The 23,601-nt window shown below is 66.8% G+C and carries 20 protein-coding genes; 7 read left to right on the forward strand and 13 right to left on the reverse strand.

All coding sequences use genetic code 11. The annotated features are described in order from the left end of the window. Positions 1–68: 68 nt before the first annotated feature. From rny to VMI09_17255, 7 genes are all read right to left on the reverse strand, one after another. The gene (gene rny / locus VMI09_17225; protein ID HTQ26434.1) at positions 69–1,631 is read right to left on the reverse strand and encodes a ribonuclease Y; all 1,563 of its coding nucleotides are present in this window, start codon (positions 1,629–1,631) and stop codon (positions 69–71) included. Beyond that, positions 1,619–2,266, reverse strand: a complete 648-nt coding sequence (locus VMI09_17230; protein HTQ26435.1) for a 5-formyltetrahydrofolate cyclo-ligase — start codon at positions 2,264–2,266, stop codon at positions 1,619–1,621. Before VMI09_17230 ends, rny begins: the two co-directional genes overlap by 13 nt. Positions 2,267–2,554: 288 nt before the next feature. Then, positions 2,555–2,824, reverse strand: coding sequence for a cell division protein ZapA (locus VMI09_17235; protein HTQ26436.1), 270 nt, complete (start codon positions 2,822–2,824; stop codon positions 2,555–2,557). A 42-nt stretch (positions 2,825–2,866) separates the two neighbouring features. After that, positions 2,867–3,124, reverse strand: coding sequence for a cell division protein ZapB (zapB, locus tag VMI09_17240; GenBank protein HTQ26437.1), 258 nt, complete (start codon positions 3,122–3,124; stop codon positions 2,867–2,869). A 30-nt stretch (positions 3,125–3,154) separates the two neighbouring features. Beyond that, entirely contained in the window at positions 3,155–4,648 is a 1,494-nt protein-coding gene (gene ftsY, locus VMI09_17245; protein HTQ26438.1) for a signal recognition particle-docking protein FtsY, read from the reverse strand. A 212-nt stretch (positions 4,649–4,860) separates the two neighbouring features. Continuing rightward, complete coding sequence (gene smc, locus VMI09_17250; protein HTQ26439.1) at positions 4,861–8,409, reverse strand: chromosome segregation protein SMC; 3,549 nt, start codon at positions 8,407–8,409, stop codon at positions 4,861–4,863. A 169-nt stretch (positions 8,410–8,578) separates the two neighbouring features. Next, entirely contained in the window at positions 8,579–9,223 is a 645-nt protein-coding gene (locus VMI09_17255; GenBank protein ID HTQ26440.1) for an HNH endonuclease, read from the reverse strand. A gap of 292 nt (positions 9,224–9,515) precedes the next feature. Here VMI09_17255 and VMI09_17260 point away from each other — a divergent pair, with 292 nt between their 5' ends. The 3 genes from VMI09_17260 to VMI09_17270 all read left to right on the forward strand — a co-directional run bounded on the left by VMI09_17260 (position 9,516) and on the right by VMI09_17270 (position 12,220). Beyond that, the gene (locus VMI09_17260; protein ID HTQ26441.1) at positions 9,516–11,384 is read left to right on the forward strand and encodes an Rne/Rng family ribonuclease; all 1,869 of its coding nucleotides are present in this window, start codon (positions 9,516–9,518) and stop codon (positions 11,382–11,384) included. A 201-nt stretch (positions 11,385–11,585) separates the two neighbouring features. Then, positions 11,586–12,068, forward strand: coding sequence for a glutathione S-transferase family protein (locus VMI09_17265; protein ID HTQ26442.1), 483 nt, complete (start codon positions 11,586–11,588; stop codon positions 12,066–12,068). Next, positions 12,032–12,220 carry a glutathione binding-like protein gene (locus VMI09_17270; GenBank protein ID HTQ26443.1) on the forward strand — a complete coding sequence of 63 codons (189 nt, stop codon included), beginning with the start codon at positions 12,032–12,034 and terminating at the stop codon, positions 12,218–12,220. Before VMI09_17265 ends, VMI09_17270 begins: the two co-directional genes overlap by 37 nt. 86 nt (positions 12,221–12,306) lie before the next feature. Here the strand turns inward: VMI09_17270 and VMI09_17275 are convergent, their stop codons facing one another. Beyond that, positions 12,307–13,233, reverse strand: a complete 927-nt coding sequence (locus tag VMI09_17275) for a ParB/RepB/Spo0J family partition protein (GenBank protein HTQ26444.1) — start codon at positions 13,231–13,233, stop codon at positions 12,307–12,309. Positions 13,234–13,294: 61 nt separating this feature from the next. Further along, entirely contained in the window at positions 13,295–14,407 is a 1,113-nt protein-coding gene (locus tag VMI09_17280; protein ID HTQ26445.1) for an LLM class flavin-dependent oxidoreductase, read from the reverse strand. Positions 14,408–14,498: 91 nt separating this feature from the next. Between VMI09_17280 and VMI09_17285 the strand changes: the two genes are divergently transcribed. Next, positions 14,499–14,804, forward strand: coding sequence for a hypothetical protein (locus VMI09_17285; GenBank protein HTQ26446.1), 306 nt, complete (start codon positions 14,499–14,501; stop codon positions 14,802–14,804). A gap of 44 nt (positions 14,805–14,848) precedes the next feature. Here VMI09_17285 and VMI09_17290 read toward each other — a convergent pair whose 3' ends face one another. From VMI09_17290 to moaC, 3 genes are all read right to left on the reverse strand, one after another. After that, the gene (locus VMI09_17290) at positions 14,849–15,232 is read right to left on the reverse strand and encodes a VOC family protein (protein HTQ26447.1); all 384 of its coding nucleotides are present in this window, start codon (positions 15,230–15,232) and stop codon (positions 14,849–14,851) included. Between the two features lie 67 nt (positions 15,233–15,299). Continuing rightward, positions 15,300–16,520 (reverse strand): class I SAM-dependent rRNA methyltransferase, encoded by a 1,221-nt coding sequence (locus tag VMI09_17295; protein ID HTQ26448.1) that lies wholly within the window; start codon positions 16,518–16,520, stop codon positions 15,300–15,302. Positions 16,521–16,524: 4 nt separating this feature from the next. After that, positions 16,525–17,079, reverse strand: coding sequence for a cyclic pyranopterin monophosphate synthase MoaC (moaC, locus tag VMI09_17300; GenBank protein HTQ26449.1), 555 nt, complete (start codon positions 17,077–17,079; stop codon positions 16,525–16,527). A 128-nt stretch (positions 17,080–17,207) separates the two neighbouring features. On the opposite strand from moaC, the gene trxB reads away from it, so the two are divergent. The 3 genes from trxB (at position 17,208) to VMI09_17315 (ending at position 20,039) form a co-directional block, all read left to right on the forward strand. After that, entirely contained in the window at positions 17,208–18,149 is a 942-nt protein-coding gene (gene trxB, locus VMI09_17305) for a thioredoxin-disulfide reductase (GenBank protein ID HTQ26450.1), read from the forward strand. A gap of 68 nt (positions 18,150–18,217) precedes the next feature. Next, positions 18,218–19,201, forward strand: a complete 984-nt coding sequence (locus VMI09_17310; protein HTQ26451.1) for a potassium channel protein — start codon at positions 18,218–18,220, stop codon at positions 19,199–19,201. Between the two features lie 76 nt (positions 19,202–19,277). Then, positions 19,278–20,039 (forward strand): isoprenylcysteine carboxylmethyltransferase family protein, encoded by a 762-nt coding sequence (locus tag VMI09_17315; protein HTQ26452.1) that lies wholly within the window; start codon positions 19,278–19,280, stop codon positions 20,037–20,039. A gap of 3 nt (positions 20,040–20,042) precedes the next feature. Here VMI09_17315 and dnaE read toward each other — a convergent pair whose 3' ends face one another. Beyond that, positions 20,043–23,504, reverse strand: coding sequence for a DNA polymerase III subunit alpha (dnaE, locus tag VMI09_17320; GenBank protein HTQ26453.1), 3,462 nt, complete (start codon positions 23,502–23,504; stop codon positions 20,043–20,045). Positions 23,505–23,601: the final 97 nt, after the last annotated feature.

Genomic DNA, 23,601 nt, shown 5'->3' on the forward strand with positions numbered 1-23,601 from the left:
GTGGGGCCGATGATAGCCCGCGGGGCGGCGCCGGCCAAGGCCGGCGGCGCCCCGGGCGCGGAGAGAGCCTAGCGCGCGAGCTCGGTCGCGCGGGTTTCGCGGATGACCGTCACGCGGATTTGTCCCGGATAGGTCATGTCAGTTTCGATCTTCTTCGCCACGTCGCGCGCGAGCATCGTCGCGTCATCGTCAGAGACCTGGCCGGGCTCGACGATGATCCGCATCTCGCGTCCGGCCTGCACGGCGAAGCATTTTTCAACGCCCTTGAACGACTTGGCGATGGTCTCGAGGTCTTCGAGGCGCTTGACGTAGCTCTCAAGCACCTCGCGCCGCGCGCCCGGACGCGCGCCGCTCAGCGCGTCGGCCGCATCCACCAGCGGCGCCAGGATGGTTTCGGCCTTGACCTCCTCATGATGCGCCGCGATGGCGTTGACGATTTTCGCCGATTCGCCGTACTTGCGCGCGAGCTCGGCGCCGATCAGCGCGTGCGAGCCTTCGACCTCGTGCGTGAGCGCCTTGCCGATGTCGTGCAGGAGCGCGGCGCGGCGGGCCTGCTTTTCATTGAGTCCGAGCTCGGCCGCCATCGCGCCGCACAGGAAGGCCGCCTCCAGCGAATGCATCAGCACGTTCTGCGCGTAGCTGTAGCGATACTTGAGCATCCCAAGCAGCTTGACCAGCTCGGGGTGAATGCCGTGGACGCCGACCTCGATGATGGCGCGCTGGCCGGCCTCGCGAATCGATTCCTCGACCTCCTGCTCGGCCTTGCGTACCACTTCCTCGATCCGGCCCGGATGAATCCGGCCGTCGGAGATCAGCCGCTCGAGGGAGACGCGCGCGATTTCGCGGCGGATCGGGTTGTGGCACGAGATCACGACCGCCTCGGGCGTGTCGTCGATGATGATGTCGACGCCGGTCGCGGCCTCGATCGCGCGGATGTTGCGTCCTTCGCGCCCGATGATCCGCCCCTTCATCTCGTCGTTGGGCAGCGCCAGCACCGAGACCGTGCGCTCGGTGACGAATTCGCCGGCGAGGCGCTCGATGGCGATCGAGACGATGCGTTTGGCGCGCCGGTCGGCCTCCTCGCGCGCCTCCTCTTCGATCACACGGATTTGCCTGGTCGCGTCGTGGCGCGCCTGCCCGGTCATCTCTTCGATCACCTGGCGGCGGGCCTCCTCGCGCGTGAGGCCGGCGACAGCCTCGAGCTTGACGCGCGCGGCCTCGATCAGCTCCTGGCGTTCGGTCTCGCGTTCGGCGAGGCTCTTTTCCCTGGCGCGCAGGTTCTGGTCGCGCCGGTTGAGTTCGGCGTCGCGCCGTTCGAACGACTCGAGCCGCTTGTCGATACTCTCCTCGCGCGCCGCCAGCTTGCTTTCGAGCGCGGTCAGCTCGCGATGCTGATCACGCACTTCGCGTTCGGCCTGCGAGCGCACTTCGACCATCAGATCCTTGGCCTTGAGTTCCGCCTCCTTGACGATCAGTTCGCTTTTGGTTCTGGCTTCGTCGACAATCGCCTGCGCTTCGCGCTGTGCAGCCTCCATGTCGGGGCCGGTTTCGCGCCGGCCCGCAAGGTAGACCGCGTACAACATCATCGCGCCACCGATTGTCAGGAAAAGGACGCCTGTCAGCACGCCCATTTAGGTAAACCTCCTCGGTCCGCCGTTTGCGTAGCCGCGGGTGGCGCTGCGCTGGCCGCGTAAACGGCGGACTCGGTAACGATGAAATCCAGTCGCCGGTCGTGTGACTCCTCCGGCAGCCGGTCAATCAACTGAAACGAATAGCCAAGCCCGGCGGCGCGAACTTCGCGAGGAAGCTCGGCCAATAGCCGGTCATAGTAGCCGCCGCCGCGGCCCAGCCGGGCGCCGGCGGGTGTAAACGCGACCCCCGGCACGCATACCAGCGCAGCACCGGGGTCGGACGCGAGGTCTCGGGCCTCGCGCGCGCCGGCGACAGGCGGCTGCGGAATTCCAAAGGCGCCCGCGCGCAATTCGCCAAGATCGGCGACGGCGCCGAGCCTTAACCGGCAAAGGCCGCGATCGATAATCGGGTAGTAGAGTTGGCGACGGGTACGCAGAGCGTCGGCCGCGATGAGGGCGGTATCGACTTCGCCGCCGACCGGCGCGTAGAGCAGGATTTTCCTGGACGCGCGATACTCGAGTGTGGCCAGCAGCCGGCGCTGCACTTGCGCCGACAGCGCTCCCGCGCGCTCAGCAGACAAAGCGGATCGCGCCTCGGAGAGGACGGCGCGCAGGGTTTGTTTTTCGTCCGCCACTGCCTATTTAGCGGTGGCGGGCCGGGCTACGCGGGCGGGTGCGCTGAGCGGTCTATCGCCCTCGGCCGTCGAGGCCGTGCGGGCGTTGCTGGCTCCATATGGTTACGCGGCCGGAGACCGCGCCACGTGTGACGGAGAACCGGCACAGATCTTATATCTTTCGAGCGCCGCATCGCGCTTCTAGCGAATACATCCTCCGGAGCGCTCTCCGGAGATCTTCCATTCCCCCCGCCGTCACTACCCGAACCCGCCGACCCGAAGCCTCCAGAAAAATGTTGAGTGCGGCCTTCACGAATCCATCGCGACCGACAGCCGCCGATTCAATGCTTCAATCTGGTCGATTAACGCTTGATGATCTCGCTTCAGACGTTCGAGTTCGTCGGCAAAATTCAACGCTGCCAAAATTGCCACGCTTACGGAATTTACCGCGCGGCTGTTGGCACGAATATAGTTTATCTTTTCATCCACCGTCGCCGCCAGCGCCTTCGCCCACTCGTCACCGCCATCGCTCGCGACGGTCAGGCTCTGGCCCATGATTTCGACGTTGATACCTTTCATCGTCTACCCGGCGGCGGCCATCTGGTCGGCCCAGAATACCCTTCAACCCAAGTCCAGCCCGTCGAAGCGGGCGAGGATTTTCTCGATGCGCGCTTTTATTTCCGTGCGCTCGGCCTCATGCTGAGTGCGCTCGGAGTTGGAGCGGGCCTGCGCTTCGTTAAAACGCTGTTCGCTCTCGGCCAGCCGCTTCGCCAGTTGTTCGTTCTCACGCTGCAATTGCTGGATTCGGTTGACCGAGGCTTGGATTCTGTCGTCGAGTTGCTTAAGAGCGTCAAGGGTCATAGCCGGTCCGTTTTCCATTTTTACTGTATTTTTGGATTAATCAGCCTGTCAAGCTGCATAAGAGCCGCTGGATGGTTCGGGACGCGACTCGTCCTCCGCAAACAGCGCTTCGACGAATTCGCGCGGGTCGAAGGCGCGCAAATCTTCCACGTTTTCGCCGACACCCACGAAGCGCACCGGTAGTTTAAGTTGCTCGGCGATCGCAATTACCACGCCGCCCTTGGCAGTACTGTCGAGCTTTGCCAGGACCACGCCGGTCAGTGGAACCGCCTCTGAAAAAATCTTTGCCTGGCTGAGCGCGTTCTGCCCGGTGGTGGCGTCCAGCACCAGCCAGCATTCGTGCGGCGCGCCGGGTAGCTCGCGGCCCGTGACGCGGGCGATCTTCTTCAGCTCTTCCATCAGGTTGACCTTGGTCTGAAGGCGTCCCGCCGTATCGATCAAAACCGTCGGAACATTGCGTGCGACGGCCGCCTTGACCGCGTCGAAGGCCACAGCGGCGGGGTCGGAGCCCTGGTTCTGCCGGATCAGTTCGGCGCCGACGCGTCCGCACCAGACTTCGAGCTGTTCGATAGCAGCGGCGCGAAAAGTATCGGACGCTGCGACAATAACCGTGCCGCGCTCGGTCTTCATTCGCGCCGCCAGCTTGGCCACGGTTGTCGTTTTGCCCGCTCCGTTGACTCCGGCGAGCATCACCACCAGAGGCCCTCCGCCCGGGATATTGAGCGGCCGTTCGGCTGCATCGAGCATCCGCACGATTTCGTCCTTCAGCGCGTCGCGTATCGCGTCGGGGCGGGTACCATCCTGAACCCGGCTGCGTACCGCTTCGACCAGCTTGAGACTCGCCTGCACGCCCACGTCGGCGGCGATCAGCGCCTCCTCGAGACTCTCGCAGATGTCGTCGATTTTTGCGCTGCCGGTTATCGCGGCGCGGATACGCGCCAGCAGATTCTCGCGCGTGCGGCGCAATCCCAATCCGATTCGGGAGGGCGGCTTCGCCGGCGCTGCGGAACCCGGTGCGGATGCCGCCGGAGGTGCGGGCGCGGGGGACGGAACGGCTTCCTTTGGAGCCGTGGGCTGAACGGTCGGAGCGGCGGGCGCAGGTTCGGCCTTTACTTTTGCCGGCTCGACGCGTTCGGGCTTTGGAGCAGCCTCGGCCGGCCGTTCGGCTGGCGCCGCCGGTGCCGCCTCCGCAGCCGGAGCCGGCTGCGCGACCGGGGCCTTTTGCGCCGCGGGCATAGGCGCGGGTTGCGCAGGCGGCCGTTTCGCGGGCGTGGGTTCGGCGCGGAGCGCGCGCAGCGCCTCCTCGGCGGCGCGCCCCAGCTCATCGGCCCTTCTTCGTTTGCGCGCGCTGAACTCGATCAGCATCGCGGCCACGAACAGCACGATCTGGCTTGCCACGACGACCAGGGCGAGACGTTCGACGAGGGACAGGCGGGCGAGAATTTCGGCCGGACTGAGGTGTTCGAGCGACGCGAGGCCGACGAGCATCCTTGCGATAAAGGCCGACAGCCGGCCAGGGATCTGGTTTATGTAATCGGGCACGCGGAGCGCGATCCTCGGGAAAAATTTCAGAGCTGCGCCCGGTATCGCCCCGCGCGATTTTGGTATCGCTCGTTTTCGACGCCGGGCGCCGAGCGTTTCACACAATAACAAGACCGGCGCGCGATCGGAACCGAAGTGCAGCGCGACGCTTTAGAGTCGAGCTTGCGCTTCAAGCGCGGCGGCACGGGACGGTTGTCGCCCGCCAACCGACGCTACGCGGCGCGCGGAATTGCGAGCGAGATGAGCCGCGAGATTCCCGGCCGCTCCATCGTGACCCCGTGGATATGGTCGGCGCGCTGCATCGTGCGCTGATTGTGCGTGATCACGATGAACTGCGAGCGGCCCTTGAGCTCGCCGACCAGGCCCGTAAACGCGGCGAGGCTGAATTCGTCGAGCGGCGCGTCAACCTCGTCCATCACGCAGAACGGGCTCGGATTGAGCAGGAAGAGCGAAAAGATCAGCGCCATCGCGCACAGCGCCTTCTCGCCGCCCGAGAGCAGCCCGATCTCCTTGACCTTCTTGCCCGGCGGCTGGACGAGGATATTGACGCCGGCCTCAAGCACGTCGTCGGCAGGCATCAGCTCGAGCCGGCCCTTGCCGCCGCGAAGCAGCTTGGGGAAAAGCTCGGCGAAGTTGCACGCCGCGCCTTCAAAGGTCTCGCTGAAACGCCGGCGCGCCTCGCGGTTGAGCTTCTGGATCGTATGCGTAAGGTCTTTGACCGCCGCTTCGAGGTCGGTGCGCTCGGCGCCAAGCACGCCCGAGCGCTCTTCGAGTTCCTTGACCTCGCTCTCGGCCGCGAGATTGACCTCGCCCAGCCGCTCGACCTTCAGGCGCAGCTCAACCAGGCGCGCCTCGTCGGCCACCGCGTCGCGATCGGCGAGCGACGCCTTGAGCTCGTCCTCGACGGCGGCGAACTCGACCTGGAATTTTTCGGCAAAGGTGCGCCCGAGTTCCTCGGCGAGCGTGCGCGCGCGCTCGCATCCGAGCGCGCATTCCATCGCTTCGCGCTCGAGCGCCTCGGCGCGGGTGCGGGTCTCGGCCAGCTCGGCGCGGAGATGCTGAACTGATCCTTCCGCAGCCTCGCACACAAGCCGCAGCTCCGCGGTTGCGGCGTCGAGTTCCGACTCGCGCGTGCGCGAGGCCTCGGCCTGCGCGGCCAGCTGATCGAGTTCGCGCATCAGTTCGACGCGCTCGTCGCCAAGCCGCGCGAGCGCCGCGCGGTCCTTGCCGATCTGCGCTTCAAGCTCGTCGGCGAGGCGGCGCAGATGTCCCAGTTCCTGTTCGATCGCGCCAAGGCGCGCGCGGCGCGCCTCGACCCTGGAAGCCGCCTCGAGCATCGCGGCGGCGCGCTCCTCGGCGCAGGTCTTGCGCTCGGCCATCTCGGCGCGGATCGCGGAGAGGCGCTCGCGCCCGGCCGCTTCGCCATGGGCAAGCTCTTCGAGCCGCGCGTTGGCCTCCGCGATCAGCCGGGCGATTTCCGCAAGGCGCGCGCGCGCCTGCTCGTGCTGGCCGTGCGCCGTCGCAGCTTCGCTGTCGGCCCGTTCCAGGGCGCTTCTCCGCTCTCCCATCGCGCGTTCGGCCTGCGAGAGAGCGTCGCGCCCCTCGCCGAGTTCGCGATACGCCGTTTCGACGACGGCGCGCGCCGCTTCAAATGCCGCGCGCAGGGCCGCGGTCTCGGCTTCCGCCTGCTCGACCTTGGCGGCGGCTTCCTCGAGCGCCGGAACGTCAGGCGCGGCGGCCGCCTCCGCGGCGTCGTCCGAGGCTGCGGCGCTGCCGCCGGCGATCACTTTGCCGGGCTCGACCAGGTCCCCATCGCGCGTGACGAAGAGCGTGCCGTGGCCGTTCAGATTCGAGGCCGCCAGGGCGGAGCGCAGGTCGTCGGCGACAATCACATGGCCGAGCATCGCTTCGGCAACATGGCGAAAGCGCGGTTCGACTTCGAGCATGTCGAGCAGCCGGCCGGCGATTCCAGGCGCCTCGATCGGCGGATGGGAATCGACCGGGCCGGGGTCGGGGATGAAGCTTAGCCGTCCGGCGCGGGATTCCTTCAGAATTTCGATTGCACGGAGCGCGAGGTGCGGCGAATCCACTATGACCGCCTCGGCTTCGTCGCCGAGCACGGCGCCGAGCGCCGTGCGCATCGCGGCCGGCGCTCGCAGGACCTCGACCAGCATCGCGGGGCGCTCGGGCGGCCGGTCGCCGTTGAGCGAATCGAGCACGACGCGCAGGCGCTCGGCGGCGCCGCCGCCTGCCGTGCGCGCCGCGCGCTCTGCCCGAGCGCGGGCGGCGCTCAGCGACTCGCGCAACAGCGCCAGGCGCGCCGCGCCCGCATCGAGCGCGGTGCGGGCCTCGCGTTCGCGCTCGGCGGCCGCCTTGCCGTGGCCCTCGCGCTCGGCGAGCTCGGCCCGGCGTGCGGCGAGCTCGCCGTCCGCCGCGGCGAGCGCCGCGCGGGCAGCGTCGAGCGCCTCGCCGAGCGCCGGGATGCGCTGGGCGGCGGCGTGAAGGCGTTGTTCGAGTTCGGCGCGCTCGCCGCCGAGCGCGCCAAGGCGGCCGCGAATCGCGGCCGCTTCGCGCATCAGCTCGGCGATCTCGTCACGCGCCTCTTCGCCGCGGCGCTCGGCTTCGCCAAGCGCCCCGGCGGCGGCGTTATGGCGCTCGCGGAGCGCGGCGAGCGCGGCCTCGCCGCCGTCGTCCTCGTTACGCTCGCGCGCAAGGCGCGCGCCGGCTTCGGCGCGCGCCGCGCGCGCGGCGGTGGCCTTGGCCGCGAGTTCCTCGAGGCGCGCCGCAAGCTCGGGCGCGGCCGTATCGGCCGCGCCAAGGCGGCGCTCGAGGAACTCCCGCGTATGGCCGCGCTGGTCGGCGGCGGCACGCAGATTATCCAGCTCGCGGCCAAGCGCGGTCAGATGATCGCGCTCGGCCGTAAGCCGCGATGAGGCTTCATCGGTCTGCGCTTGCAGCTGGGCCAGCGCCTCGCGCGTCGTTTCGCGCTGGGCGTCGAGCGCGGCCGAGCGCGCGCGGCTTTCTTCGAGGCGGGCGCGTTCTTCGAGCAGCCGGCGCGCGGCGGTCAGCCGCTCCAGCTCGGCCAGTTCGACGCGGATCGCTTTGTAGGCTTCGGCCTTTTTGGCCTGGCGGCGGGCGAAAGCCAACTGGCGTTCGATTTCGGCCAGCACGTCGTCGATGCGGGCAAGATTCTCGCGTACGCGTTCGAGCTTCCGCTCGCTCATCTCGCGCCGTCCCTTGAAGAGCGAAAGCCCGGCGGCCTCTTCGATCATGCCGCGCAGCTCGGTTGGTTTGGACTGGATGATCTCTTCGATCCGGCCCTGCTCGATCAACGCGTAGCCACGGCTATGAATTTGCGCCGCCATGAAGAACTCGGTGATGTCCTTCAGACGGCAAGGAATCTTATTGATGAGATATTCGGATTCGCCGGAGCGATAGACGCGTCGCGTGACGCAGACTTCGCTCAACGCGGCGTATGGCTCGGGCAGTGCGGTGTTTTCGTCGGCTTCGAGCAGCAGCGAGACCTCGGCCATCCCGGCCGCCGGATTTGAATCGTTGCCGGCGTAGATGAGGTCTTCGGCGCTTTTGCCGCGAAGGCGCGTCGGCGCCTGCTCGCCCAGCACCCAGCGAATCGCGTCGACCACGTTCGACTTGCCGCAGCCATTGGGGCCGACGACCGCCGTGATCCCAGGCGCGAAACCGACGCTGGTCGGTTCCAAGAACGACTTGAAGCCTACTAAATCAAGGCTTTTAAGACGCATACCATCACCGCCTCCACCTCACCACATCCGCGACAAAGCTTAGCCTAAAGCGCCGGGCCAATGAAACCGCCCGCGATGTGTCGTATCCCCTACGCGCAGAGGGAGCTGTGGATATCGTGTGAAGTCGGGCGGAGCCCGGTTGAGACGCGCTAGCGGCGAAAATTGCTGTCTACTCTTGCAGCTCTGTGTTCCAGTATGCGCTGTCTACCGCCGTCAGGTATGGCATCCATTCGCGATAGCGCTTGAGGCTGAACATCTCGGCGCTGAACGGCGTCCAGTGCGGACGCGTCGGCTTGCGCACGAGCGCCATCCGCGCCTCCTCCGGCGTGCGGCCGCCCTTGCGCCGATTGCAGTTATGGCAGGAGCAAACGATGTTTTCCCAGGTCGAGAGTCCGCCGCGCGAACGCGGCAGGACGTGGTCGAGGTTAAGTTCGGTGCGCGCGAAGCGCCGTCCGCAGTACTGACAGGTGTTGTTGTCGCGGGCGAAGATGTTGAAGCGCGAAAAGCGTACGTGGCGGCGAGGCACCCGCTCATAGGCGGTTAGCAGCAGCACCCGCGGCACCCGCACGATACCGCCGACGATACCCAGGCGCTCGTGATGGGTCTCGATCGCGAGATCGCGCCAGCTGGCAAAATCAAACGTGCGATACTGCTCGTCGACCGCACGCGCCACGCCCTGGTAGAGCAAGGCAAAGGCGCGCTTGACCGAAGTTACGTGGACGGGCAGGTAGGAGCGGTTGAGGATGAGTACCTTGCTGTTGAGCAGGGCCATCCCCGAAGGACGCAGCGCCAGGGTGTCGATCGCTGCAGACATTACAAAACGACTATCGGCAGCCGTGAACCAAGTCAAGGCGACGGGCGCAACGCAGAGCGCGTTTTTGCTCCGCGCCGATGCGCCTTGCGGACTTACGAGCCGCTCCGTATGATTCGCCTTAAGTCCCCAAATGGCATACTTGATCGGTGGAGCAATCAGCGACGAAACCGCAGCCGCGCCTGCATGCAAACCGCCGCGAAGCTGCCGAGCGGTTCAAAGACGATGCGTGCGGCGCGGCTCGCATCGCCGCCCTGTTTGACCAACCTCCCCGTCCCTCGCCCGCGGGTCTCTCGTGAAACGTGAAATTGTGATTAACGCGAGCGCGCTCGAAGTGCGCGTCGCGCTGCTCGAAGACGGCTCGCTGACCGAGCTCTATCTCGAACGCCAGCAGCATCGCGGTCTTGCCGGCAACATCTATAAGGGCAAGGTCACGCGCGTGTTGCCCGGGATGCAGGCTGCGTTCGTCGATATCGGACTGGAAAAGGCCGGCTTTCTGCACGTCTCGGATTTTCACGACGACGTGCAGACCGTGGGTTCGATCGCCGAGGTGATCGGCGAGGAGGTTGAGACCTATCCGGTCGACGATGAGCGCGCCGAAGACTCTGAAGGGTCGGAGGAGTCGCAGGATCAGCAGGATCAACAGGACTTGCAGCAGTTGGCGGAGGAGGAGGCTCAGCGCGAGAGCGTCCTGGAGGAGAAAATCGGGCAGGTACGCCCCGGGCTGGAGAATGTCAGGGCGGACAACGTCGAAGAAAACCGGGAAGGTCTTGAACCTGGCATCGACGAACGGGCCGCGGCGCCAGTCGAGGGCGAAACGGAGGCGGCCTCGCCCGAGGCCGCGGGCGAGGCGTCCGCGCCGGGCACCAAGCGCCGGCGCCGCCGGCGCAGACGCGGCGGCAAGGCGCATAAGCGCCGCCGCCCGCGCGTGCACGAGCAGCGAAGCCGTCTGCCGATCGAGCAGCAGCTCCGCCGCAACCAGGAAATCATCGTTCAGATCGCCAAGGAGCCGATGGGCACCAAGGGCGCGCGGTTGACCTCTTCGATTTCGCTGCCGGGGCGCCATCTGGTGTACATGCCGACCAGCGGCCACGTCGGCGTTTCGCGCCGGATCGGGAGCGCCGAGGAGCGCGCCCGGCTGCGCGCGGCGGTCAAAGAACTCGGCCGCGTGCAGGGCGGATTCATCGTGCGCACGGCGTGCGAAGGCGTGAGTAAGCGCGAAATCCAGCGAGACGCGAATTTCCTTACGCGGCTGTGGGCGTCCATCCTGGCCAAGAACGAGAGCGGCCCGCCCGCCTCGATCCTGTACAGCGACCTCGACGTCGCGCTGCGCACGGTGCGCGATCTCTTTTCCAGCGAGATCGACAAGCTCTGGTGCGACGATCCCGAGACCTTCGAACGCATCGCACAATTCGTGCAGCACTACATGCCGCGCCTGCGCTCGCGGCTCAGCCTGTACCAGGGCGCCGAGCCGATTTTCGACCACTTCAAGATCGAGCCGCAGATCGAGCGCGCGCTCGAGCGCAAGGTCTGGCTCAAGTCCGGCGGCTACCTGGTTTTCGATCAGGCCGAGGCGCTCACCGCGATCGACGTCAACACCGGGCGCTTCGTCGGCAAGAGCAACCAGGACGAGACGGTGCTGCGCACCAACCTCGAAGCGGTCGAAGAGGTGGTCAAGCAGCTGCGCCTGCGCAATATCGGCGGAATCATCATCGTCGATTTCATCGACATGTCGCGCGAGGCCGACCGCAAGAAGGTCAGCGACGCGCTGCGCGAGGCGCAGCGCCGTGACAAGGCGCGCACTTCGGCGCTCAAAATCTCCGAACTGGGACTGGTCCAGATGACCCGCAAGCGCACGCGGGAAAGCCTCGAGGAATTGCTCACCGACCCCTGTCCGCATTGCGAAGGCCGCCGGGTGGTCAAGTCCGTGCCGACGCTCGCCGCCGAGGTGCTGCGCGGAGTCCATCGCGAGGCCCGCCGCCGCAGCGGCGACGACATGCTGCTGGTCAAGGTCCATCCCGCGGTCGCGCGCTATCTTTACGATCACGGCGCACGCGACCTCGAGGAGCTGGAGCGCCGGGTGGGGATCAAAATCGTGCTCCGCGCGATGCAAGGTCTCGAGCCGGGAAGCTTCGAGCTGAGCCTGGTGCCGGCCGCCGCCTGAGCGTCCTCCACCTGAACCAGGCTTTCGGTGCATGGAACCGCGGGCTGTCCGGGAGCGTTACTCCTACGCTAATTCCGGCACCCGCGAACCGAAGCGCCGACCGGCCCGCGGAAATCCGCAAGACTTAACTCCGCAACCCGCATACGATCGCACAATCCGGCGGCGGGATTTCGATCGCCGACGCGAAACCCTGCAATAAGGATGAAACTCTACGTGTTTCCTCCGTCACCCAGGGCGATGAAAGCCATCGCTCTCGCCGAGCATCTGCAGATCGAATACGAAACCCGCATCATCGATCTGACCAAGGGCGACCAGATGAAGCCCGAATTCACCGCGCTCAATCCCAACCAGCGGATGCCGGTGCTCGAAGACGAAGGATTCGTGCTGTGGGAGTCGAACGCGATTCTCCAGTACCTGGCGATGAAAAAGCCGGCCGGAGCGGCGCTGTGGCCGTCCGACGCGCGGCGCCAGGCCGACGTCGGGCGATGGATGTTCTGGGAGCGCGCGCATTGGGCGCCCGCGTGCGGGACGCTCGCGTTCGAACGCGTGGTCAAGGGAATACTGGGGCAGGGCGGCCCTGACCCGGCCGTGGTCGCCAAGGGCGAGCAGCAATTCAAGCGCGGGTCGGCGGAATCCTCAACAACGCGTTGCGGGGCCGCAAGTGGCTTGCGGGCAACGATCTGACGCTCGCGGACTTTTCGGTCGGTCCGTGGATGGCGCTCGGGCAGATGGCGCAATATCCGGTCGCCGGGTTGACCGAGATCGCGCGCTGGTGGGAGGCCTTGGCCGCGCTGCCCGGGATAAAGAAGGCGCTCGCGCCCCTGCAGCAGAGATAGGTCCGACGCTTCTGATGATCACGGAGCCGGACGCGCCTGGCGCGTGTCCGGCTCCTTCTTTTTTTTTGCGCCCGGCTTTCCCTGCGCTACGAAGGCTCGACCGTCGCGGCGGCCACCATCGCGGCGACGCTCTGAATCTGGCCGAAATGAACCTTGCCGAGGTCGAATTCTTCCAGCGCCTTGATCATGCCGTTCAGCGCGGTGCGGCAGGCGGGCAGATTCTTGCGCGCGCGGCTAAGCGGATTGCACCGCGCGGCGATGTAATTTTTGAGGTACGGATGGGTGAGCCCGCGCTTCTTGCCGCGCGCGACCAATGCGGTCAACACCTTGTCGGCCTGCTCGACCAGCGCCGCACGTTCCTCGCGCTCCTCGGCGGCCTCGCGCAGCGGCTTGGCCAGAAAGCCGTCGACGCGGCTCAGCAGCGGCGCGTACACGCCGCCCGAAAAACGCTTCACTCGATCGTACAGGATGCCGAGCGTGATGAAGTGGGCGCGCTCGAACTCGAACGCGAAGTCCTTTTCGAGCGCGCGCGGCGCTGCCTCCAGCCGCGCGCGGTACATCCTGATGACCTCCAGCGCCTTGTCCTTCAGGTTGTGCGCCTTCTGCGTGTTGAGCGCGAGAATCTGGTAGGCGACCTCGGCTTCCGGAATAACTATCGCCGGGATCGTCTTGGCCCCGAGCTTGGTGGCGGCGGCGCGGCGATGGTTGCCGTTGGGGGTCCAGTAGCCGCCGTCGGCGCGCACCACGACCACCGGTTCGGTGAAGCGGCGGAGCTTCTTCATCACTTCGCCAAGGCGCTTCATATGCGCCGGGCTCAGATCGCGCTGGAACGGCGTGCCCTGGAGCATCGCGGCCGGCACCAGCGCGAAAATCTGCCAATGGTCGCCGAGCGGCTCCTGGTAGGCGGCCAGCGCCGCGCCGCCGTCGGCTTCGATCGCGGCGGCCAGTTCGTCGATCGCGGCCGGCCGTTTCGCGCCGCGCGGGAAAGTGGCTATTTCGGGATGCTCCGCCATCGCCGGTGATTATTTCTCCCGCGCCGCCGACTATTCATCTGACGTTCGTCAGGCGGAGATTTCACCTCGCGCCGAGGCCGCGCACGGCCGGCATCACTTTCGCCGCGAAGCGTTCCATCGTCGCCATCACGTCGCGATGCGGTATCAGGCCGCCCGCGTTGAACCAGCATACGAGCTGATCGATCCGGCTGTGCTGGTAAACCTCGCTGATGCGCGCGATGCATTCCGCGGGCGATCCGTAAACCGCCATCGTCTCCTCGACGATCTCGTAAGTCATCGCGGCCGCCCGCTCGCGCACCTGTTCGAGATAGGCGTAAGAGCCCTCGTACTGGCCGCGTCCGCCGGCCAGCGCCTGCTCGCCGATGGTACGGAAGTAGTGGAGCAGGCTCCGCTCCGCTTCGGCGCGCGCGGCGGCGCGGCTTTCATGCGGACAGGCGAAGAAGAGCGCGGCGACGTCGCCCCGATGCTCGGGACGCGCGCCCGCCTTGAGCGCCGCGCGATAGGCGCGGATGTGATCATAGAAGCCGGGCACCGGGTTGATCGGCGAGGCGACCAGTACGTCGTAACCCTTGCGGCCGGCGAACTCCGCGGTTTCGGCGCTGTTGGCGGCGATACGGATCGGCGGATGCGGCTTCTGGAGCGGGCGCGGCTCGACCGCGATATCGGCGACCTGGTAGAAACGGCCGTCGTAGGTGACCCGCTCCGCGGTCCACGCGCGCACGATTATCTCGAGCGCCTCCTCGAAGCGCTCGCGGCTTTCGTCGCGCGGCACCCCAAACCCCTGGAAGTGCACCGCGATCGTGCCGCGTCCGGCGCCATATTCCAGCCGCCCGCCGGTCAACAGGTCGGCGGTCGCGGCCTCCTCGGCGGCGTGCAGCGGATGATGGAACGGGAGCAGCGTCACCGCGGTGCCGAGCCGGATGCGCCGCGTGCGCCCGGCCGCGGCGACCGCGACCATCAGCGGCGACGGCATGATCGAAAAGTTTTTGAAGAAGTGCAGCTCGGCCATCCACGCGACGTCGAAGCCGAGTTGGTCGGCGAGCACGATCTGTTCGAGCGTCTCCTGGTAGCGGACCGGCTCGGATTGCTCCGCCGTGCAGGGTAGCTGATAGAAGAGGCCGAACTTCACCGTCGTGCTCCTTTGGGCGCGCTCGTCGCGGACTGACTGCTTCATGGCACACCGTCCGCCTCCCCGGCAACCCGAATCCAGGGCGCGCTGCGCACGAGCGGCGCGCCTGCTATGCTGGCCCAGGTCAAGGGGAAAGATGGGGAAGATCGACCTCGACGATGTGCTGCGGCTCGCGCGGATGAGCGACGAGGATCTGCACCTGCTGGTCGCGCGCCTTGAGTACTACGCTTCCGACGCGCCGGCGCACTCGCCGCTGCCGCACGACCTGATGCTGCTCGACATCGCGATCAATCTGCGCGCGATTTCGCTCAAGGGCGGTCCGATGAGCGCCGAGCCCGAGTGGCTGCAACTCGCCAACCGGCCGGAACTGCGCGAGCCCGCCCATCTGGTCAACGAAATCTCGGGCTCCAGCATGACGCTCGGCGTGCGCGTGCGCCGCTGACCGCGCCGCCGGGGGCAGAGAGCGGGGGCAATCACTCTGCCGATTCAGCGATAGCTTACGATCTCGAGCAGATTGCCGTCGGGGTCGAGGAAATAGAGGCAGTCGTGGTCGCCCCAATCGATCGGCTCGGCGCTCTCGACGCCGGCCTCGGCGAGGCGCTCCTTGGCGGCAGCGAAGTCGGCGCGGCCTACGCGAAACGCATGATGGCCGCGGCCGAGCGGATGCGAGATGCGCGCCTTGCGTTCCGCCGCCGCGAGCGGTGCGCGCGCAACCCGAAACAGCGCCAGGTTCTGTCCGCCGCAATCCAGCAGCACCTGGTCGCCGAGATGAGTGACCACGCCAAGCCCGAGGACGTCGATGTAAAAGCGCTCGGCGCGCGCCAGGTCGCCGACTTCGATTCCGAAATGGTCGAGCCGCTCGAGTTTCATTTCTGACGATTATACTCCCGCTCCCCCGTCAGAGAGAGATCGAAAGATCCGTCGCAGACAAGCGCGCTTACCCGAGATCGCGCAGGAGCAGGCCGGTCAGATACTCGCCCTCCGGATGGCCGAGCAGGACGGGATGGTCGGGACCGGGGCCGAGCCGCGCGAGCAGGCGCATGCGGCGCCTCGAGCGCCCTTCGGCGATCCGCACTGCGCGGACGAAGTCTTCGCCGCAAAAGTGCGACGAACAACTGAACGTCATCAGGAAGCCGCCCTCCGCGAGCGCGCCGAGCGCGAGCGCATTGAGTTCGACGTAAAGATGCTCGGCGCGCCGCGCGTCGGCGCGGCTGCGCGCAAAGGGCGGCGGATCGAGGACGATCAGGTCGAACGGATCGAAGCGCTCGCCGCCGCTGCCCAGAAACTCACCCGCTTCGCCGTGAACGAAGCGGACGGCGCTCGCCGGATATCCGTTGAGCTCCAGGTTGCGCCGGGCGCAATCGAGCGCGTGCGCGGAAGTGTCAACGGCGACGACTTCGCGCGCGCCGCCCTTGATCGCGTTCAGGGCGAAGCCGCCGGTATAGCAGCATAAGTCGAGCACCCGCGCGCCCGCGGCGAGCGCTCCGAGCCGCGCGCGATTTTCGCGCTGATCGAGAAACGCGCCGGTCTTCTGGCCGCGCTCGAGATCGACCGTCATCCTGATGCCGTTTTCGCGCACCACCGCTTCGCCCGCGGGCGCGCCCACGATCGCGCCGACGCGGTCTTCCAGCCCTTCCTGCCGGCGCACGGCGCCCTGGCTGCGCTCGAAAATCATCCGCGGCGAGATTGCGGCCTTCAGATTCGCGACGATTTCATCGCGCATCCGCTCGGCGCCCGCCGTCAGCAGTTGCATGACTGCGGCGTCGCCGTAACGATCCACGACCACGCCCGAGAGGCCGTCGCCGTCGCCGTTGAGCAGCCTGCAGCAGTTTGTATCCGCATCGACGACGCGCTCGCGCAGCTTGAGCGCGCGTTCGATGCGCCAGCGGACGATTTCCGCGGGGCCGGGCTCGCCGCCGAGCGCGAGCATCCGGATCGCGATCGTGGTTGCGGGATTGTAATAGCCGTGGCCGAGCGTCGCGCCGGCGGCGTCGAGCACCCACACGCGGGCGCCGGGTTCGATCGCGGCGGGCTCAACGCGATCGATCGCCTGCGAGAAGACCCAGGGATTGCCGCCGCGAACCGGCCCCTCGCGGCCCTTTTTGAGGAAGACCCGCGCCGGCGTTATCGACGCGCCGTCCGGCCGAGAGGGCTTCAAAATTTCAACTGTCCGCAGAAGACGGCCATCGCGGCTCGCCCGCGCGCCTGAAGGTGCCGCTGCGCCCGCCCGATTTTCCGACCAGCCGGATCGCGTCGATAGTCATCGCGCGGTCGATCGCCTTGGCCATGTCGTAAATCGTAAGCGCCGCGGCGCTCAGCGCCACCAGCGCCTCCATCTCCACGCCGGTGCGCGACGTGGTCGCGGCGCGGGCCTGGATATGAAGCGTCGCGGCGGCGCGGTCGGGACGAAATTCGATCTCGACGACCTCCAGCGGAATCTGATGGCAGAGCGGAATCAACTCATGCGTGCGCTTGGCCGCCATGATTCCGGCAAGCCGCGCGGCGGCGAGCGCCTCGCCCTTCGCGAGCCGTCCGCCGACAATCGCGTCCAGCGTCGCCGGTTCCATCCTGACCGCGCCGCGCGCCAGCGCCTCGCGCCGCGTCACCGGCTTTTCGCCGACGTCGACCATCCGCACGCGGCCGCGGCGGTCGAGATGGGTAAGCGCCGCGCGCAGGGCGGAGTCGCGAGGCTGGGCGGTCGGCTTCTTGCGCGGCATCTTCTTGCGCGGCATCGGGGGCGGCGGCTAAGAGCTTATGTTGACGCGAGGCGCCGATACAATAAAGCGCTAGAATAGGGCATACGGACGTGCGGTTTCCTTTCCGGGTCGAGCGAAGCGAAAAATACATGGCAGACGAAAATTATAGAGTCGTGATCCTCGGTTCCGGCCCGGCCGGGCTTACCGCCGCGCTTTACACGGCGCGCGCCAACCTCGCGCCGATGCTGATCGAGGGCGCGCAGCCCGGCGGCCAGCTCACCATCACCACCGAGGTCGAGAACTATCCCGGCTTCGAAAACGGAATACAGGGTCCCGAGATGATGGAGGTCTTCCGGCGCCAGGCCGAGCGCTTCGGCACGAAGTTCAGGACCGGCGAAGTGACCGCGGTCGATCTGCGCCGGCGCCCGTTCGGAGTGAGCGTCGACGGCGCAACGATCCGCGCCGCGGCCCTGATCATCGCGACCGGCGCGTCGGCCAAGCTGCTCGGGATCGAATCGGAAAAGCGGCTGATGGGCTACGGCGTGAGCGCGTGCGCGACGTGCGACGGCGCGTTTTTCAGGAACAAGGAAGCGGTGGTGGTGGGCGGCGGCGACACCGCGATGGAAGAGGCGACGTTTCTCACGCGCTTTTGTTCCAGGGTGACGATCGTGCATCGGCGCGACGCCCTGCGCGCCTCCAAGATCATGCAGGACCGCGCCGCCGCCAATCCGAAAATCGCCTTCATCTGGAACGCCGTAGTCGAGGAAATCTTCGGCGAGCAGAAGACCGGCGTGAGCGGCGTGCGGCTGCGCGACGTCAGTACCGGCGCCGCGAGCGATTTTCGAACGGACGCCGTGTTCGTCGCGATCGGCCATCAGCCGAACACGCAACTGTTCGAGGGCCAGCTCGAGATGGACGAGGTAGGCTACCTCAAGGTCCGCAGCGGATCGACATACACCAACATTGACGGCGTGTTCGCGGCCGGCGACGTCGCCGACAAAGTCTATCGCCAGGCGGTGACCGCGGCGGGCACCGGGTGCATGGCGGCGATCGACGCCGAGCGCTGGCTCGAAGCGCACGAGATGCCGTGAATCCCGCGTAACCGGCAGGCGGCGGCGTGGCGCGGGCGCGCAGGCACACAGGCACATCGGCACATCGGATGACGACCCCGGGGCGCAGGTTCCTGCTCGCGATCGGTGGGATCGTGATCCTCACGATCGGCGGCACGCTCGGCTACATGGCGATCGAGCACATGTCCGCGCTCGATGCGCTGTACATGACCGTCATCACCATCTCCACCGTCGGCTACGAGGAAGTGAAGCATCTCGATACGGCAGGGCGGATTTTCACGATGGGCCTGATCGTGGTCGGCGTCGGCACCGCGTTCTATCTCTTCGCCGCCATCACCCAGTTCGTGGTCGAGGGCCAGTTTCGCGAGATGGTCGGGAGGGTTGCGATGAAGCGTAAGATCGAACAACTCGAGGGCCACATCGTGATTTGCGGTTTCGGCCGGATGGGCCGGGTGGTGGCCGAGGAAATCACGCGCGCCGGCGGCCAGGTTGTGGTGATCGAGCGCGATCCCGTGCGCGAGCCCGATCTGGTTGTGCAGAACCTGCTCTACGTGATCGGCTCCGCGCTCGAGGACCGGGTGCTGCAGGACGCTGGCGTGCATCGCGCACGGGCGATCGTCGCAGTGACCGCCTCCGACGCCGACAACGTTTACATCACGCTCTCGGCGCGCGCGATGAACCCGAAGATTCTCATCCACGCGCGCGGCGAATCGGAAGCCGGACTGCAGCGCTTGCGGATGGCGGGCGCCGACCAGGCGATCTCGGCCTACCAGTGGGGCGGGCTGCGCCTGGCGGCAAGCATCATGCGCCCGTCGGTCGTCGATTTCCTGGAGCTGTCGTTTCCGGGGCGCGGCGCCGAGGTCGATTTGGAGGAAATCCACGTGGCCGAGGGCAGCGCGCTCGTCGGCCAGGCGATCTCCGTCGTCGAGCAGAGCTCGTCGCGGCTGCGGATCGTCGCGCTCAAGCGCGGGAGCGATCCAAGCACGTTGATTCCCGATCCCGCGACGCGCATCGAGGCCGGTGATTTCCTGGTCGCGATCGGCGACCGCGATACCTTGCGCCGTCTGGTCTAGCGCCGGCGCCGCGGCGCCGTTGGGGCGGCGGCGTTTGCTTTGAATCACAGACCCCATCCTGCCAAGATTTGCCCAGATGGAAGGTGGAGACGGATCGTCGCCCGAGCCGCGCAAGCCGACCGGCGAGTTGAAGGCGCCCACCGGCGGTCTTGGCCCGGCTGCCGCGGGTGCCGCGCCGCGCCGCTGGCGCCGGGTCGATATCCGGGTCACCGAGCTTATTGTTTTTCTGGTCGCGGTGGTGGGCGCGGTCGCGCTCGGACTGGGCATCACCCAGTATTTCACCGAATATCCGTACACGCTTGCCTATCTGATCGCGTACGCCGGGTTTCGCTTGGCCGACGTGATGGTGCGCGAGGATTTCGAACCGCCGCCCGATACCGCGGGCCTCTCGGGATCGATCCTGCGCCAGTTGCCCGTGCTGCTGTTGTTTGCGGCGGCGCCGTTCGAGCGCACTTACATTTACGGCGGCGAAGTCGCGCGCTGGGTGCAGGCGATGGGCCTGCTGATGGAGTTGATCGGTTTGTGGCTGGCGCTCGGCGCGCGCATCCAGCTCGGCTTTTTCAGCTCGACGCCTGACACCGGCGGTCCGCGTTCGCTAGTGCGCAACGGGCTCTACGGCCGGATCCGCCATCCGATCTGGCTCGGCGAGTTCCTGGTCGTCTTTGCGTGGACGCTCGAGTTCGGTGCGCCGCTAAGCGCCGCGCTGACCCTGGCCTTCGGAATCGTGATGGGCCGGATACGGGCGGCGGGCGAAGAGGCCGAGATGCTGGCGCTATTCGGCGATCCGTACGCGCGCTATTTGCACGATACCGAGTGTTTTATCCCCGGCATCTGGTAAGCCCTAGCGCAGCATCACGGACGCCGGCGCGAGCGTGCGTTCGACCGCGGCGACGAAGTCCTCGGTCGGCGCGACGCGATAGCCGTCGCCGAGCAGAAAGATCGCCTCGTGCGATTCGTCAAGCCCAAGATGCAGATAGGTGATCGCGCGTCCGCCGTGGCGTCCGAGCACCGCCTTCAGCTCCTCCAGCGCGCCGTTGGCGAGGCGCTCGCGCGGCGCCGTGATGTGCACCTCGCGCACCGCGTCAACCAGCGCCGCGCCGAGCGGCCGCATCTCGTCCAGGATCACCTGCGCACGCTCGTCGTCGACGTCCAGTTTGCCGCGCGCCACCACCGGCTCGTCGCCCATGATCAGCGCCTCGTGCTTCTGATAGGTCTCGGGCCACGCGATCACCTCGACGGCGCCCTCGCGGTCCTCCAGCGAGAACGTCGCGTAGCGCTTGCCGGCCTTGTTGTTCTTGAGCTTGGCCGCCTGCACCACGCCGGCGACGCGCACCTGGCTGCCGTCGGGGAGCGAGGCTAGCTCTGCGGTCGAGACGCCGCCGAGCCGGCGCAGTTCGCGATCGAATTTGTCGAGCGGATGCGCGGTGATGTAGAAGCCGAGCGCCTCCTTCTCGTTGCGCAGCATCTCCTTCTGATCCCACTCGGCGACCGGCTCGCGCGGCGGCGGCAGCGCCTGCGGACGTGCGGCGGCGCTGAAGAGCCCGTGCTGGCCCTTGGCCGCGTCGCTCTCGGCCTTCTGCGCGACCTTGAGCGCGTCCTCGGCTATCGCCATCAGCTGCGCGCGCGAGGGCGCGATCGAATCGAACGCGCCGCACTTGACGAGCGCTTCGAGCACGCGCCGGTTGACCAGCTGGCTGCCGACGCGCAGAGAGAAATCCAGCAGATCCTTGAACGGGCCGCCGCTCTGGCGCACCGCGATCATCGCCTCGGCGCTCTTGACGCCCACGCCGCGGATCGCGCCGAGCCCGAAACGGATCGCGTCGCCCGCAACGGTGAATTTCACTCCGCTGTGATTGACGTCGGGCGGTAGCAGGGGGATACGCATCTCGCGCAACGCGGCGATGTTCTTGTAGGACTTGTCGACGTCGTCCATGTCGAGCGACATCAGCGCCGCCATGAACTCGCGGGGATAGTGCGCCTTGAGGTAGGCGGTAGTGTAGGTGGTAAGCGCATAGGCCGCTGCGTGCGAGCGGTTGAAGCCGTACGAGGCGAAGGTCTCGATCTTCTCGAAGATCGATTTGGCGAGCGTCTTGTCGATGCCGTTGTGCTTCGCGCCGTCGAGAAAGCGCGCGCGCTCGCGCTCCATCTGCGCCTTGTTCTTCTTGCCCATCGCGGCGCGCAGGATGTCGGCTTCCTCCAGCGTGTAGCCGGCCAGCGCCTGCGCCGCGCGCATCACCTGCTCCTGGTAGATGATTACGCCGTAGGTATCGCGCAGCACCGGCTCGAGCAGTGGATGGTCGTACTCGACCGGCTCCTTGCCGTGCTTGCGCTTGATGAACGGATCGACCATCCCGGAATCCAGGGTGCCGGGGCGGAAGAGCGAGATGGCCGCGATCACGTCCTCGAAATTCGACGGCTTGAGCTCGGTCAAGAACCGGCGCATCCCCGACCCTTCCATCTGGAACACGCCGACCGTGTCGCCGCGTGCGAGTAGGCGATAGCTCTCGGGATCGTCGAGCGGCAGGCGGTTCAGGTCGGGCGGCTCCTTGCCGCCGGCGCGCACCAGGTTGAGCGTCTCGACGATTAGGGTGAGGTTCTTGAGCGCGAGAAAATCGAACTTGATGAGCCCGATCTCCTCGACCCCTTTCATCGAGTACTGCGTAATCGCCATCGCGCCGTCGGTCCGCTCCTTGTCGGCATAGAGCGGCACGACCTCGGCCAGCGGCACGTCCGAGATCACCACGCCCGCCGCATGGCGCGAGGCGTGACGCAGCAGTCCTTCGAGCTTGAAGGCGTATTCGAAGAGCTCCGGATGGCTGTCGCGCTCGGCGCGCAGCCGCGGCTCCATCTCGAGCGCGGCGGTCAGCGGAAAATCGCGGCCCTGCTTGGGCGTGGGATAGAGCTTGACGATACGGTCGGTTTCGGCGAACGACAGCCCGAGCACGCGGCCGACGTCGCGGATCGCCTGTTTGCCCTTGATCGTGCCGAAGGTGATGATCTGCGCGACGCGGTCGGCGCCGTATTTCGCGCGCACGTAGTTCAGCACCTCGTCGCGCCGTTCGAAGCAGAAATCGACGTCGATATCGGGCATCGACTTGCGTCCCGGGTTGAGCCAGCGCTCGAACAGGAGCTTGTGCTCGATCGGATCGACCTCGGTTATCCGAAGCGCGTAGGAGACCAGGCTGCCGACCACCGAGCCGCGTCCGGGCCCGACCGGGATGCCCTGGCTGCGCGCGTACTCGATAAAGTCGGCGACGATCAGCATGTAGCCCGAAAAGCCCATCTCGCGGATGACGGGCAATTCGCGCGCCAGCCGCTCGTGGTAGGGCGCCTCGTCGAATTCGCCGCGGCGCGCGTGGAGTTCGGCAAGCCGCGCGCCGAGCCCCTCTTGCACCCGCGTTTCAAGCACCCGGTCGAGGTCGTCGGGCGGCGCGTCCTGGTAAACCGGGAAATGGAACTTGCCGAACTCGAACTCGAAGTCGACCCGGCGCGCGATCTCCATCGTGTTGCGGAACTCTTCGGAATCGGCACCGAACGTCTTCGCCATTTCTTCGGGCGTCTTGACGTAAAGCTCGTCGGTATCGAAACGCCAGCGCGAGTCGTCCGCGAGCGTCTTGCCGGTCTGGATACAGAGCAGCACTTCATGGGCGCGGGCATCGGCGCGATGCAGATAATGGCAATCGTTGGTCGCGACCAGCGGCAGCCCGGCGGTGCGGCCGATCTCGCGCAGCGCGTCGTTGAGCGGCGCGTGCAGGCGGTTGTCCTGCAGTTCGAGGTAAAAGCGGTCCTTGAAAATGCGGGCGTAGCTTTCGGCGGCCTCGCGCGCCTTGTCCGCGCGTTCCGCACGCAGCCATCGCGCGACCTCGCCCGAGAGGCATCCCGAGAGCGCGATGATGCCCTCGTTGAGCTCGGCGAGGATCTCCTTGTCGATGCGCGGCTTGTAGTACAGCCCTTCCTGGTAGGCGGCGCTCAGCAGCCGGCAGAGGTTGCGGTAGCCGATGCGCGAAGCGGCGAGCAGGATCAGATGAAAGTTGCCGCCGCCGTCGAAGTCGTCGCTCTTGGGCGCTTGCGTGCGATCGCTGCGCTTGCCCGGCGCGACGTACGCCTCGCATCCGATTATCGGTTTGATCCCGTGGTGGACGGCTTTGCTGAAGAACTCGACCGCGCCGAACATGTTGCCATGGTCGGTGATGGCCATCGCGGACATGCCCGAGGCGTGCGCGTGCTCGAGCAGCGGTTCAATCTTGTTGGCGCCGTCGAGCAGGCTGTACTGAGTATGGACGTGGAGATGGGCGAAGCTCATCGGGACGTAACCTCCTCCTCGCAGCAACAACCACCCGCTCCGCGGGTTCGCCAGCGGGCGTGACAGCGGCCGCGCGTGCGCCGCGCGGCCGCTGTCA

Source organism: Candidatus Binataceae bacterium, from assembly GCA_035500095.1.
Classification (GTDB): domain Bacteria; phylum Desulfobacterota; class Binatia; order Binatales; family Binataceae; genus JAKAVN01.